At 70.0% G+C, this 13,572-nt stretch carries 13 protein-coding genes; 4 read left to right on the forward strand and 9 right to left on the reverse strand.

Going from position 1 to position 13,572, the window contains the following annotated elements; genetic code table 11:
• Positions 1–6 precede the first annotated feature (6 nt).
• Both AB8M46_RS27080 and AB8M46_RS27085 read left to right on the forward strand, forming a co-directional pair.
• Positions 7–993, forward strand: coding sequence for a methyltransferase dimerization domain-containing protein (locus tag AB8M46_RS27080; RefSeq protein ID WP_394362073.1), 987 nt, complete (start codon positions 7–9; stop codon positions 991–993).
• The gene (locus AB8M46_RS27085) at positions 990–1,925 is read left to right on the forward strand and encodes an alpha/beta hydrolase (protein ID WP_037336986.1); all 936 of its coding nucleotides are present in this window, start codon (positions 990–992) and stop codon (positions 1,923–1,925) included. The genes AB8M46_RS27080 and AB8M46_RS27085 overlap by 4 nt, the downstream gene beginning before the upstream one ends.
• Before the next feature lie 69 nt (positions 1,926–1,994).
• Here AB8M46_RS27085 and AB8M46_RS27090 read toward each other — a convergent pair whose 3' ends face one another.
• The 4 genes from AB8M46_RS27090 to AB8M46_RS27105 are packed head-to-tail and all read right to left on the reverse strand — an operon-like array spanning position 1,995 to position 6,929.
• Positions 1,995–2,582 carry a TetR/AcrR family transcriptional regulator gene (locus tag AB8M46_RS27090; protein WP_016333932.1) on the reverse strand — a complete coding sequence of 196 codons (588 nt, stop codon included), beginning with the start codon at positions 2,580–2,582 and terminating at the stop codon, positions 1,995–1,997.
• A 41-nt stretch (positions 2,583–2,623) separates the two neighbouring features.
• Positions 2,624–4,258, reverse strand: coding sequence for an amidohydrolase (locus AB8M46_RS27095; RefSeq protein WP_394362074.1), 1,635 nt, complete (start codon positions 4,256–4,258; stop codon positions 2,624–2,626).
• A gap of 3 nt (positions 4,259–4,261) precedes the next feature.
• Complete coding sequence (locus tag AB8M46_RS27100; RefSeq protein WP_394362075.1) at positions 4,262–5,053, reverse strand: molybdenum cofactor biosynthesis F family protein; 792 nt, start codon at positions 5,051–5,053, stop codon at positions 4,262–4,264.
• Between the two features lie 10 nt (positions 5,054–5,063).
• A complete protein-coding gene (locus tag AB8M46_RS27105; protein WP_394362076.1) occupies positions 5,064–6,929 on the reverse strand; it encodes a primary-amine oxidase in 1,866 nt (621 codons plus the stop codon).
• Positions 6,930–7,043: 114 nt separating this feature from the next.
• Between AB8M46_RS27105 and AB8M46_RS27110 the strand changes: the two genes are divergently transcribed.
• On the forward strand, positions 7,044–7,763 hold the full coding sequence (locus AB8M46_RS27110) for an SDR family NAD(P)-dependent oxidoreductase (protein WP_394362077.1): 720 nt from the start codon (positions 7,044–7,046) through the stop codon (positions 7,761–7,763).
• 14 nt (positions 7,764–7,777) lie between these two features.
• Entirely contained in the window at positions 7,778–8,575 is a 798-nt protein-coding gene (locus tag AB8M46_RS27115) for an SDR family NAD(P)-dependent oxidoreductase (RefSeq protein ID WP_037337000.1), read from the forward strand.
• Between the two features lie 166 nt (positions 8,576–8,741).
• On the opposite strand, the gene AB8M46_RS27120 is transcribed toward AB8M46_RS27115, so the two are convergent.
• The 5 genes from AB8M46_RS27120 to AB8M46_RS27140 are packed head-to-tail and all read right to left on the reverse strand — an operon-like array spanning position 8,742 to position 13,564.
• Positions 8,742–9,437: an ATP-binding cassette domain-containing protein gene (locus AB8M46_RS27120; RefSeq protein WP_350597677.1), complete on the reverse strand. Its 696-nt coding sequence runs from the start codon at positions 9,435–9,437 to the stop codon at positions 8,742–8,744.
• Positions 9,434–11,137, reverse strand: coding sequence for an ATP-binding cassette domain-containing protein (locus AB8M46_RS27125; RefSeq protein WP_394362078.1), 1,704 nt, complete (start codon positions 11,135–11,137; stop codon positions 9,434–9,436). The genes AB8M46_RS27120 and AB8M46_RS27125 overlap by 4 nt, the downstream gene beginning before the upstream one ends.
• Positions 11,124–11,984, reverse strand: coding sequence for a branched-chain amino acid ABC transporter permease (locus tag AB8M46_RS27130; RefSeq protein WP_350597681.1), 861 nt, complete (start codon positions 11,982–11,984; stop codon positions 11,124–11,126). Before AB8M46_RS27130 ends, AB8M46_RS27125 begins: the two co-directional genes overlap by 14 nt.
• Positions 11,985–11,996: 12 nt before the next feature.
• Entirely contained in the window at positions 11,997–13,175 is a 1,179-nt protein-coding gene (locus AB8M46_RS27135) for an ABC transporter substrate-binding protein (protein WP_125736982.1), read from the reverse strand.
• Complete coding sequence (locus tag AB8M46_RS27140) at positions 13,172–13,564, reverse strand: nuclear transport factor 2 family protein (protein WP_037337010.1); 393 nt, start codon at positions 13,562–13,564, stop codon at positions 13,172–13,174. Before AB8M46_RS27140 ends, AB8M46_RS27135 begins: the two co-directional genes overlap by 4 nt.
• Positions 13,565–13,572: the final 8 nt, after the last annotated feature.

The following is a 13,572-nucleotide window of genomic DNA, read 5'->3' on the forward strand; positions in this document are numbered from 1 at the left end:
GCACCCGTGAGCGGGTCGACCAAGACTGCCGGTCCCGAGCGGATCGTGGACATCGCCGTGGGGTACATGGCGGCCAAGCAACTCTTCGCGGCGAGCCGGATCGGCCTGTTCACCGCGCTCGCCGTCGGGCCGCTGACGGCCGCGGAACTGGCGGAGAAGACCGGCAAACCGGAGAAGATCACCCGCATCCTCGGTGACGCCATGTCATCACTCGGTCTGCTGTCCCGTGTGGACGGACGCTACGCACTGGCCGACGACGCCGCGGAGTACCTCGGTGGCGGGGACCTCGATCTGGCGCCGTTCCTCACGTTCCTGGACTCGATCAGCTACCCGCATTGGCTGCAGTTCGGCCACACGGCCGACAGTGGCGAGCCGGGCAAGCTGGAGATGGACGACGCGCGCTGGGGCACGTTCATGGCCGGGGTCATGACGTACAACGCCCTGCACGCCAAGATGCTGGCCGGCGCGTACGATTTCGGCTCCCATCGCAAGGCGCTGGACCTCGGTGGTCTGTCGAGCGCGTTCGCCGTCGAAGCCATGAAGACCAACGACGAACTCCACACGACGTTCGTCTTCGATCCGGGCTTCACCGAGTCGGTCACCACCGCGGCGGCCGAGGCCGGGCTCGCCGATCGCGCGATCGTCATCGGGGCGGAGACACCCACCGCGCGGCCTGAGGGCGAATTCGACCTGGTGATGGTCAACCACGTCGTCCACCGTTTCGACGCCGAGCAGAACGCCGGGATCCTGCGCAACGCCCGCGCCGCCGCCGCGCCGGGGGCGACGTTGCTGCTGCTCGACTTCTTCCTCGACGACGACGCCGTCCAGCGGCCGATCGACGCGTTGCACGCGGGGGAGTACCTGGTGATCGACGGGACGGTCGTCTACCCGGAGGCCGAGGTCCGTGGCTGGCTGGACGCGGCGGGCTGGCGGGTCACCGACCGGCTCGCGCTGCCGGGCAGCCCGCGGGTGCTCGTCGCGGAAGCGGTGTGACCGTGACCCTCGATCCCGCGGTCAAGGAACTGCTGGCCCGCAGTGCTCCCTCGGAGGCTCCGGCTGGGCCGCTCACGGCTCCCGAGTTGCGCGCCGCGTTCGCCGCTTCGTGGCGACGTCCCGATTCGGTCGAAGAGGTCGCTTCGGTGAGCGACCACGTCCTGCCTTCCGGCGTGCGGGTGCGGATCTATCTGCCGGAGGCCACGGCGCCGGTGCCCGCGTTCGTCTGGATCCACGGCGGCGGGTGGACGATCGGGTCGATCGACGAGAACGAGGTCGCGTCGCGGGCGGTGTGCAACGCGGCCGGGGTCGCCGTCGTCGCGGTCGACTACCGGCTCGCGCCCGAGCATCCGTACCCGGCGGCCCCGGACGACTGCTACGCCGTCGTCGAGTGGCTCGCCGCGGGCGGTGCCGGTCCTTCGGTGGACGGGGCGCGGATCGCCGTCGGCGGCGAAAGCGCGGGCGGCAACCTGTCGACGGTGGTGTCGATGATGTCCCGCGACCGGGGCGGGCCGGCGTTGGCCGCGCAGGTGCTGATCTGCCCGGTCTTCGGGCACCCGGACGACGGGTTCCGGTCCTATGTGGACTTCGCCGAGGGTTTCGGCATGACCGCGGGGGCGATGCGGTTCTTCTTCGAGCAGTACGTGTCGGATCCGGCGCAGCTGAACGATCCGTACCTGCTGCCGTTGCGCGCCGACGACCTGACCGGGCTCCCGCCGGCGTTGGTGCTCACGGCGGAGTACGACGTCCTCCGGGACGAAGGGGAGGAGTTCGCGCGGCGCCTGACCGATGCCGGGACCCAGGTGGAGATGACGCGCTATTCGGGCCAGATCCACGGCTTCTACGGTCTCTACACGGATCTTCCCGCGTCGCCGCGCTCGCACCGGCACGTGGCGAGCTTCCTGACCCGGACCTTCGACCGCCGCGTTTAGTCCTCTGAATGCGCCTGTTCGCCCTACGTACTACCGCATTCAGAGGACGAAATGCGGTAGTACGTAGGGTCAGGGGCGGGTCAGGCGCGCGAAGAACGACTCCAGGTGCTGCCGCTGCAGGGCGATCGTCGAGAACTCCCCGGCGACCAGGCTCATCACGTTCGCCCCGGCGTTGATCAGCACGACCTCGTCGACGAGCTGCTCGTCGGGCGTTTCGGTGACGATGTCGCCGTCTTCGCGGCCCTCGGTGAGATACCGGTGCAGCAGGCCCCGCCACGAGCGGATGTGCTCGAGGTACTTGTCCTGCAGTTTCGGGTTGGTCAGCGACAGCTGCCAGAAGGTGAGCAGGACGCGCCCCGCGGCGATGCGGTCCTCGTCGATGGGCATCGACGAGACGCACAGCTCGCGGAGCGCGGTCAGCCCGCGCAACTCGTCCAGCTCCACGTACTCGCGCATCATGCCGAGCGCGCGTTCGTAGGTGGCCTGGATGATGTCTTCCTTGCTCGGGAAGTAGAGCTTGAGCGCGCCGTTGGCGAAGCCGGCGGCCGCCGCGATCTCGCGCATGGTGGCGGCCTCGATCCCGCCCTGGGTGATCAAATCCCAGGTGACGTCGACGATATGGCTGCGCCGCTCGTCGTGGTCGATGATCTTCGGCATCGGCAGACCTCCCGCACTGGTTCTTCTACCAGTGTAGGAGATCAGGCCTCGTGATACACGCGGTGCCCGGCGAACCACGTTTGCGTCACCTTTGTCTTGACGAGCGCCGACGGATCGGTCTTGAACGGATCGCGGTCCAGTACCACGAAATCCGCCGACTTCCCGGGGACCAGCGAGCCGGTGACGTCGCCCAGCCCCATCGCCCGTGCGGCGGCCAGGGTGAAGACCTCGATCGCCTCGGCGAGGGTGATCGCCTGCTCGGGCCACAGCGCGCCGGGGAACGTGCCGGTCGGATCCTGGCGCGTGACCAGGCCGTGGATGCCTTCCCACGCGTTCGGCGACTCGCTGACCGGCCAGTCCGAACCGCCGGCCACCAGCGCGCCCTCGTCCAGCAACGACCGGTTCGGCTGCATCCGCCCGGCCCGCTCGCCGGGCAGCACCTCGGCGATCGCCGCCGGGATGACGCCGGGGACCCAGAGGAACGGCGAGATGTCCGCGGCGACCCCCAACGCGGCGAAGCGGGGGAGATCGTCGGGGTGGACGAACTGGCCGTGCGCGACCTGGAACCGCGCGTCGGCGAAGCCCTCGGCACGCACCTTCTCGACGGCGTCGAGCGTCGCGCGCACCGACGCGTCCCCGGTGCAGTGCACCTTCGCCGACAGCCCCGCCGCGGCCGCCGTGCGAAGCCAGCCCACGAGTTCGTCACCCGGCATGGTGGTGGCGCCGTGGTGGCAGGCTCCGTGCGCGGCGTCCGGCAGATACGGCTCCAGGAAGGCCGCGGTCCGCGTCGGCGGGACCCCGTCGAGGAAGATCTTCACGAAGTCCGGCCGGTGGTGTTCGCTCCGGTACTGCCCGGCGACCTCCAGCAGCGGTGCCCCGATCGGGTCGAAACCGAAGATCGGGTCGTTGATCAGCAGCGACGAGACGACCCACGCGTGCAGTTCGCCCGCGTCGTCGAGCGACTTCAGCGCCCGCAGGATGTCCGCGGAGACGCCGGCGTCCTGGAACGCGGTGACCCCGTACGAATGCAGGGTGCCGATCCCGTGCCGCGACGCCGCCACATGCTGCTCGGCGGTGAGCGTCCGGGTCTCGCTGAGCGCCCGCTCGACGGCGACGCCCGCCGCTTCGAGCAGGACACCGACGGGTTCGCCCGTGGCGGGATCACGGACGATCTCCCCACCCGCCGGGTCGGGTGTCGACGCGGTGACCCCTGCGAGTTCCAAGGCCCGGCTGCTCACCCAGCGGTTGTGCCTGCTGTCGTCCGAAAGCATGACCGGACGCCCGCCGGCGGCCTCGTCGAGCGCGTGGCGGGCCGAAGTCCGCGACAGCGTGCCGACCAGGGTGGACGCCCAAGCGCCGCCGACCACCCACTCGTCCGGCCCGAGCCCCGCGGCCCGCGACCGGACCGCGGCGAGGATGTCGTCCAGGCCCGCGTCGAGGCCGAAGTTCAGCTCGAACAGCGCCGCGCGCCCGGCCAGGGCGTGATGGTTGTGCACGTCGACCAGGCCGGGCATCACGAACGCGCCGTCGAGGTCGACGACCTCGGTGCTCGGCCCGCGTTCGATGTCCTCCAGCGACAGCACCTTGCCGTCCTTGATCGCCAGTGACGACGCCCAGGGGCGGTGACCGTCCACTGTGTACACCGTGGCGTTGGTGAGGACGATGTCGGCGGTCAAGGCTCAGCTCCCGGCCGGGTCGTACGCCTCGGGGTGCACGGTGGTGCTGAGCAGCTTGCCGTGCGCGCCGAAGGTGAAGTGGGTGGGAGTGCTCCCGCTGGCGTCCAGTCCGAAAAGGACACCGTGCGAGCGCAGCCGCTTCGCGTCCCGGTGGTCGGCGACGGTCACCGACGCGCACGGGATCACCTTCTCCCGCCAGGCGAACACGTAGATGCCCGGACGCAGCTCGTAGACCGAGTTCTCGTCGGTGTCCGCGAGCCCGCGCTCCGGCCCGGCCAGGCACTGCCACGTGTACCAGTGCGGGCTGAGGTACACGTGCTCGTACGCGTGCTCGGTGCTGTACACCCACAGCACCCGGCGTCCGACCAGCGACGTGGTCGGGGCGAGCGGCTCCCCGGCAGGCTCGATGCCGCCGATCGTGGCGGCCACGAAGGACTGCGTGACGCGCGGCGAGGTGTCGCCGATCTTGCTCAGCACCAGCAGCGCCCGGCCGCGGCGCAGGTCGAGCAGCAGGGTGAAGGCCTCCTCCTGCCGTGCCTGCGGGTGGAACTGGACGTAGTACAGGTCGTCGTCGACCAGGAACGTCTCGCAGCGGTCGGTGCCCTTGCCGTGGTAGGCCCAGTCGATCCGGGTGCCGGAGAAGGCGGCGGTGAACGTGGTGCCGTCTTCGCAGGCGAGTGCGAACGAGCGGCCGTGCAGGTCGCCGACCGTGGGCGCCTTGTTCGCGTCGAAGCCGGGGGCGAGTCCGTCCAGCGGCAGCCAGGTGGACGTGTCGGACAGGGTCAGTTCGGGCATCGAAGAAGTCCTAGTGCTCGTGGGCGGAACAGTGATCAGCGGAGGCGCCGGAAGGCAGGTCGAGGGCCGGGTTTCGGTCCAGGAAGCCGTAGGGGCGCAAGGAGAAACCGGAGTAGTCGACCGGCATGACCGGCCAGTCCTCCGGACGCGGGATGTGGGTCGGGCCGAACACGTGCCACAGCACGAGATCGGTGTCGGTGAGGTCGCGGTCGGCGGCGGTCCAGGCGGGCAGCCCCGCGCCGCCCGGATGCGCGTTCGGGCGGTCGCCCGCGGGGAAGCGTTCGTCGGCGCGGTACGGCGTCGCCCACAGGTGACGGGTGGCGAACGTGGCCCGCTGGTGGACGGTCGATTCCGGCTGCGCCATCAAGGTCGCGGACGGCCGCGGCACGAGCTGGTACGCCGTGGGGGAGCCGAGGCGGTTGGTCCGATCCGCGCTGCGGATCTCCCACACGCGCGCCTTGGCCGGATCCGCGAACCGCTGCGCCTCCTGTTCGGTCCGCAGCGGGGTTTCCTTCCAGGTGAACGCGTTCCCGTACGGGTTCTGCTCGCCCACGGGGACCCGTTCTACGTCGACCTCGACGAGCGAATTGCGTTCGCCGTCGATCGCCACGTCGAGCCGCGCGCAGAACAGGTGCTGGTGCACCGGCGCGAACAGGCCGGGCGCGATTTCGTTGGCGTGCGGGTGATCCGTGCCGGGATGCGCGGCGCCGGCGAACACGATGCCGGTGGCTTTCGCCTCCAGTTCCACGGTGCCGTCGAGGTAGAGGTACCAGAAGAAGCCGTAGTCGTAGTTGCCGATGGTGGAGATCGACGAGATCACCAGCCGCCGCGAGCGGCGGACCTCGGCGCGGCCGTCGAGATCCGTGTGTTTCCACAGGATCCCGTAGTCCTCCTCGTGCATGCAGATCGCGCGCGGGATCTCGACCGGGTGGCCGTGGTCGTCGGCGACGAACGCGGGGAAGTAGTGGATGACGCCGAGGCAGTCGCAGCCCAGCCGCAGGTCGTTGCCGTTCTTGCCGAGCAGGTACTCGCCCGCGTCGAAGTAGCTGATCCAGAACCGGCCGGGCGCGGTGTCGCCGTAGGGCACCACCATCTCCGGTACCGACGCGCGGTGCAGCACCGACCGGCCCTGGAAGCCGATCTCATGCAGTGTCAAGCCTTCGCGGGCGTTGAAGCCGACGCGGAGTTTCCAGCCCTCCCAGGTGACCTCGTTGCCGTCGACGGTGAAGCTCGGACCCTCCGGCTGGGTGATCTCGATCGGCTTGAGCGTGGTCCTGGCCGGGACGTCGCCGTAGCGGCCGTGCTCCGGCGGCACAGGCACGTCGCCCTCGTCCTCGACGCGGATGACCCGCTGCTCGGTCAGGTTGATGTGGACGATCAGGCCCTCGACCGGATGCGCCCACGGGCTGTCGGACGCGTCGTCACGCAGGAAGGTCAGCGAGCGGATGACCCGGCCGGTCTCGTCCGGCCTGCCGAAGAACCCGGGCGCCAGTGGAGCACAGAAGGCGTGTTCGATCCGGTCGGCGAGCCCGCGCCGTTCCATGGCGGCCTGCCATTCCGGCGACGCCTTGGTGATCGACGCGGCGAGGTCGTACTCCTCGAACAGGTACGCGGGCTGGCCGGGCCCGCAGTCCTCGGTGGAGACCACTTCGCGTTTCGCCAGCGAGACGACCACGTCGCGGGCCTCACCGGTCGCGGTGTCCAGCAGCGTGTACCGGACGCGGCGATCGGGGGCGGCGTCGCCCTTCTCCGGCTCCACTGGCAGCACGGCCGGGAACCGCGTGGTGGCGGTGAGCAGGCCTTCGGCGGTCAGGATCGCTCGGCCTGCGATGAGTTCGTCGGCGGTCAGCGGGTCGAGTGGATGCGGCCTGGTCATGCTTCGCAGTCTTGCCGGTCCGTCCCCGGCTGGAAAGACCGTCATGCGGCTGCCGACAAGAAGGATGCACTGACGGCCAAGCTTCGTGAAAGGTCCGGACCGGAGGATGACGGCATGGGACTGGATCTCGCGGGCAAGGCCGTGCTGGTGACCGGCGCGGCATCCGGTATCGGCCTTGCCTGCGTCCAGGCATTCCTCGCCGAGGGCGCGCGGGTCGGCGCCCTCGACCGGGCACCCGTGCCCACCCTGGCCGACGGTCTCCTGGCGCTCGAGGCCGACGTGACCGACGAGCCGTCGGTGGCCGCCGCGATCGACACCGTGGCGAGTCGCTTCGGTGGGCTCGACGTCGTCGTCGGCTGTGCCGGGATCTCCGGTCCGGTGGGGACGCCGGTCACGGAGACCTCCGCCGCGGACTTCGCCGCGCTCTTGGCGGTCAACGTCACCGGCCAGTTCCTGCTGGTCAAACACGCCGCGCCCTGGCTCACCGAGTCGGGTGGCTCGGTCGTGCTGCTGGCCAGCGACTCGGCGTTCACCAGCGCGCCCGGCATGGTCCCGTACTGCGCGTCGAAAGGGGCCGTGGTCGCGATGACCAGGGCCCTCGCGGTCGATCTCCCCGGCGTCCGGGTGAACTGCGTCTGCCCGTCGGTGGTCGACACCCCGATGGCGCGCGGCGATCTCGGCGAGGTGCTCGACGATCCCGCGTTCCCGGTGCAGGCTCCGGAAGAAGTCGCCTGGCAGGTGCTCCATCTCGCGTCCGCGCGTTCGCGGGCGGTCAACGGCCAGGCCGTGCTCGCCGACTTCGGCGTCTCGGCCCGTTCCGGTTTTCCCGCTTAGAAAGGACTCCGCAAGTGAAGAAGGTTGTCGCGATCACGGGTGGCGGTACCGGAATCGGCGCCGCTGTCGCCCGCCGGTACGCCGACGAGGGCGCCCAGGTGGTGGTGCTCGGACGGCGGCTCGAACCGTTGGAGAAGGTTGCCGCGGAAACCGGCGCGCACGTCATCTCGTGCGACGCCAGCGATCGCGAAGCCGCCGAGAACGCCGTGGCGGAAATCGTCGGCAAGTTCGGCAGGCTGGACGTCGTGGTGGCCAACGCCGGCGGGCACGGGCTGTCCTCGGTGGTCGACACCGGTGACGAGGAATGGGAACTGGCGCTGCGCTCGAACCTGTCGAGTGCCTTCGTGTTCTGCCGGGCCACGCTGCCGTCGCTGATCGAAACCGGTGGCCAGGTCGTCGTCGTGTCGTCGCTGGCCGGGCTGTTCGCCGGGCCGAACGTCGCCGGCTACACCGTCGCGAAACACGCGCTGATCGGGCTGACGCGCTCGATCGCGCGCGACTACGGGCCGAAGGGCGTCCGTGCGAACGCGGTCTGCCCCGGCTGGGTGCGCACGCCGATGGCGGACGGCGAGATGGACCAGTTCGCGGAGGCCGCGGGCTTCGACGGCGGCCACGCCGAGGGCTACCGGCGCGTCACCGCCGAGGTCCCGCTGCGCCGTCCCGCCGAACCGGAGGAGATCGCGTCGATCGTGCGGTTCCTGGGGTCTTCGGAGTCGTCGTACATCACCGGTGCGGTGATCGTGGCGGACGGCGGTGCGCATGCGGTGGATCTGCCTACGCTGGCTTTCGAACGGGCGGGGATGGGTTCTTAGCGGGGTTTTGCGCGTGAAGGCCTCCTTCCCTCGGCTCAGCCGAGGGAAGGAGGCCTTCACGCGCGTGGGGAGGGTGATCGCCCGGTACCGGATGTCATGAAAGGGCCGTTCAGGACGAAATGTGTCCTGAACGGCCCTTTCATGACATCCGGGCAGCCGCGAAGGGTCAGGATTCCCCGAGGTAGGCCGCGTGCAGGGTGCCGGGCGAGTCCAGCAGTCCCTGAGCCGGACCCGCATAAGTGACCCGCCCCGAAGACACCACCAAAGCGTCGCTCGCCACGCCGAGGGCCAGATGCGTGAACTGCTCGACCAGCAGGATCGCCGCGCCCTCCTCGGCGAACCGGGTCACCATCGGCAGCAGCCGGGTGAACACCACGGGCGCGAGGCCCAGCGACATCTCGTCGATCAGCAGGAACGACGGCCGCGCGGCGAACGCACGGGCCAGCACCACCATCTGCTGTTCGCCGCCGCTGAGCAGCGCGGCCGGCGAGTCGCGGCGTTTCTCCAGTTCGGGGAACGCCTCGATCAGTTCGTCCGCCCGCGCGCGGGTGCGCGCGGTCAGCATCAGGTTCTCCAGTACGGTCAGGCCACCGAACACCGCACGGCCCTGCTCGATATGCGCCAGACCCCGCCGCGCGCGGGCCACCCGCGACTGTTTCGTGATCTCGTCGGCTCCGATGTGGACGGTCCCCGACGCGGCGGGCACCACGCCGGAGACGGCCTCCAGCAGGCTCGTCTTCCCGGCACCGTTGGGGCCGACGAGCGCGGTGATCCGGCCCGGCTCCAGGGTCAGGTCGACGTCGCGGATCACCGGCCCCGCACCGCGGGTGACCGTCAGCCCCGCTATCCGCAAAGCGTTCACAGCATCTCCGTTTCACCCATGTACGCCTTGAGCACGGCGGGATCGGCGAGCACTTCGGCCTGCGGGCCGGAGGCGAGCACCCGGCCGAAATCGAGGACGGTGATCGTGTCGCAGACCGAGCGCACCAGGTCCAGATCGTGCTCGATGAGCAGGACCGAAACCCCGAACCGCGCGGGAACCTGCCGCAGCCGTTCCCCGAACGCGACGTGCTCCTCGTGCGGAAGGCCCGCGGCGGGCTCGTCGAGCAGCAGGACACGCGGCCGGGCCAGCAGATGCCCGACGACCTCGACCAGCCTGCGCGCGCCGACGTCCACTTGAGACAGTGGGGTGCGGGCGGCGGGGCAGCCGAAGAAGTCCAGGGCATCACCGATCTCGTCGGCGGTGAGCCGCCGCCTGGCGAGGAACTTCAGGTACGCCCCGACCGTCAGCCCGGGCGGCACGCGGTCCTGCTGGAACGTCCGGCGCAACCCGGCGCGGGCCCGGTTCGACGGCGATCCGGTCAGCGGACGGCCGGCGAGTTCGGCGGCGCCCTCGGCGTTCGGCAGGAATCCGCTGATCGCGTCGACCAGCGTCGACTTGCCCGCGCCGTTCGGCCCGATGACGCCGAGCACGCCGTGCTCCGGCACCGAGATGTCCACTGAGGACAGTGCGGCGACGTGCCCGAAGTTCACGCTCAGGCCGCGGACGGTCAGCACCGGCGGGCCGGGGGAGACCGGTTCGACGTCGCCCGCGCCGGCGGCGAGATCGAGTTTCGCCGGTTCCTTTTTGGACCTTCGGTACCAGACCTGCCGCACCGTGGTGCCCAGGTTCCCGCCACTGGCCAGCGCCTGGACCCCGAGCACGCCGAACACCACGAAACCCCAGTCCTGTGGGATTCCCCAGCGTTTGAGCAGTTCCGGCACCCCGACCCACAGGATCGCGCCGAACACGGCCATGTCGATCAGATGCGCGCCCGACATGATCGCCAGCACGTACAGTGCCAGCGATTGGATCGCGGTGAAACTGGCCGGGAAGGCGATGCCGACCTGTCCGGTGAGCAGGCCGCCGCTGATCCCGCCGAGGGTGGCGCTCACGGCGAACGCGGTCAGCTTCGACGTCCGCACGCTCGTCCCGGCGGCCGCCGTGCCGCGTTCGGAGAACGCCACCGCCTGCCAGGCGCTGCCCCAGCGGCCGCGGCGCAGGAAGTACACGGCGAGGCAGCACAGCACCAGCACCACGACGGCGAGCTGGAAGTACGACCGGTCGTCGGAGAAGGCTTCCGGTCGTTCGACCGAGATCCCGGCGGACACACCCGGGAACTGCAATTGGACGAGCGCGAGGTCCGCCGCCGCGGCGAGCCCCAGCGTGACGACGGCGAGGTTGATCCCGCGCAGCCGCAACGCAGGGAGCCCGACGAGCACCCCGACCGCCCCGGCGGCGAGACCGCCCAGCACCAGCCAGGTGAGGAATCCGCCGGGTGCCTGCGCCTCGTTCAGCGCCGACACCGTCCAGGCACCGACGGCGCCGAAGGTCAGCTGGCACAGGGAGATCATGCCCGCACTGCCGGTGACCACGCCCAGCCCGAGCAACGAGATCCCGGCGACGACGGCGCTCATGCCGAGGTAGACGAAATACCCGTCGAGCCCGACGCTCAGGCAGTACCCGACCGCGATCGCCACGATGGCGACCACGAACGGGATCCCGCGTTCAGCGAGCCGCATCCCACACCTCCTTGCGCTGCGACCACAGCAGCAGCGCGACGATCACTGCGAACGGCAGGAAGTACCGCACCACCGAAAGGCCGTCGACCTGCGCGGCCGCGCCCTGGATCAGGCCGAGGCCGAGCCCGCCCGCGACGGCGAGGTCGAGACGGCGGAATCCGCCGAGGAGAGCCGCCGCGGCCGCGGGGACCACCAGCATCGCCAGCGACGTCGCGTCGTTGGACTGCGACGGCGCCACGATCGAGATGACCAGCGTGCTGACCACCCCGGTGACCGCCCAGACCGCGACGCTGAGCCGTTTCGCCGGGATGCCCAGCAGTTCCGCCGTCGTCGGGCGTTCCGACAGCGCCCGGAGCTGGACACCGGCGGGCGTCCGGCTCAGCACGATCCGGCTGGCCACCGCCACCAGCACCGCCAGCGCGACGGTGACCACGGTGACCTGGCTGATCACCACGCCGCCGACGGTGACCGCCGGACCGTCCAGGATCGGGTGGAACGGTTGCGGTTTGTTGCCGAACAGGATGAACGACAACGAGATCAGCAGGAGCAGCACCGCCACGGTGACCGCCGAGCGGGTGCCGGTGTCCGCCTCGGCGAGCCAGGTGGACACGATCCAGCCCAGCAGCGCGCTGAGCAGCCCGCCGAGCACGATCCCCGCGACGGTGGCGAGCCACATCGGCAGGCCGAGATCGACGGACAGGAACACCGCCACGTAGCAACCGAACATCCCGGTGGCCGACTGGGCGAAGTTCACCACCCGCACCAGGCGCGACATCAGCGTCAGGCACACCGCCAACACCGCGTACAGTCCGCCGGCGGCCAGGCCTGCCAGCGCTCCCTGCAGCATCGAATCCTCCCGTTACTTCTTCGGAATCCGCAGCCAGTCGTTCGCGACGAGCTCCCATTTGTTGGTGCCGGACGCGAGTTTGATCGGCCAGCCCGCGGTGTTGTCGTGATGCGTCTGGCCGGGGCCGAAGACGTACGGCGTGCCGACCATCGGATCGGTGACCGGCTTCATCTCGCGCAGGGCCTTGGTCACCGATTCACGGGTGATGTCGCCCTGGATGCCGCGGACGACGTCGAGGAAGTACTTCGCCGCCAGATAACCGCCCTGGCTGAACGAGGTCAGCGGGATGTTGTTCTTGGTCATCAGCTCGCGCCAGTCCTTGTTCTGCGGGCTGGTCGCGTCGGTGAACGGGTAGAACTCGGCGGGCACGTACACCCCGGCACCGGCGTTGGTGATGGCCTTGGCGTAGTTCTCGCTGTAGACGCTGGTGAGCAGCAGCCACGTGACGTCGTTCCAGCCCTGGGCCGCGGCGGCCTTCAGCTGCCCGATGGAGTCCGGTTCGACCGGGTTCACCGTGATCGCCTTGCAGCCCGCGTTGCGCGCCTTGACGATGTAGGAGGTGTAGTCGGAACCGCCGTAGGGCACGGTCGCGTCGAGGTACTTGAGCTTCTTGCCGGTGATGGCCGACCATTCGTCGATCGCCGCCTGGTACGACGGCAGCGTGTTGCCCGCGATCTCCAGCAGCGCGCAGATGTCGTTCAGCTTCAGCGTTTCCGAGCCGTAGAGCAGGGTCAGCGTCATGTCGTGGTACGGGCCGACGTTGACCGGGGCGATGTTCGGGCTGGAGAAACACGCCGGGTCCACGCCGATGCCCTGCATGGACAGGATCTTCTGCTGTTCGTAGTACTTGTTGTTGATCTCGCACTCGATGAGGCTGGACGAGCCGACGAGCGCCACCGCCTCGTCGCGCCCGACGACCTCGCGGGCCGCGGCCGCCGCGGCCGCCGGGTCGCCCTTGTCGTCGAGGGCCTTGTACTGGATCTGCCTGCCGTTCACGCCGCCGCTCGCGTTGGCCGCGTCGAAAACCGCCTTGGCCGCTTGCGATGCCTCGGGGAACGTCGCCGCGCCGCTCAGCGCGTTGACCGAACCGACCACGATCGGCCCGCTCGCACCGCTGTCGGATCCGGCGCACCCGGCCGTCGCGAGCAGGACGGCCGAGGCGAGGGCGACGAGGCGCCGCGCGGGTTTCACCGGTTCTCCATGGCTTCGACCACGGGCACCGAGTCGACGATCTGCTCGAACGAGGTGACCTTGCCGCCGTCGAACCGCCACACGTGCGCGACACGGGCGGTGAACGAGCGGCCGGTCTCGCGGTGCTTGGCCTGGTAGGTCCCGAGGCCGATCACCGTGTCACCGGCGTCGAGAAGGTCGCCGAGGGTGAAGGTGTAGCCGTCCCAGTCCTTCGCGATGGCGCCGAAGACGTTGTCCCGCACCTCTTCCGGGCCGGTGTACGTGCCGGCGTAAGGGAAACCGGCCGCCTCCGTCCAGGTGGTCTCCGGGCCGAGCGGGGCCAGCATGCCCGCCAGATCGCCCCGGTCGCTCGCGGCGTAGTGCGCGGCGATGATGTCTAGATTGGACACTGAGACTC

The organism is Amycolatopsis sp. SB7-3, assembly GCF_041021335.1.
In the GTDB taxonomy this organism is placed as follows: Bacteria; Actinomycetota; Actinomycetes; order Mycobacteriales; family Pseudonocardiaceae; genus Amycolatopsis; species Amycolatopsis japonica.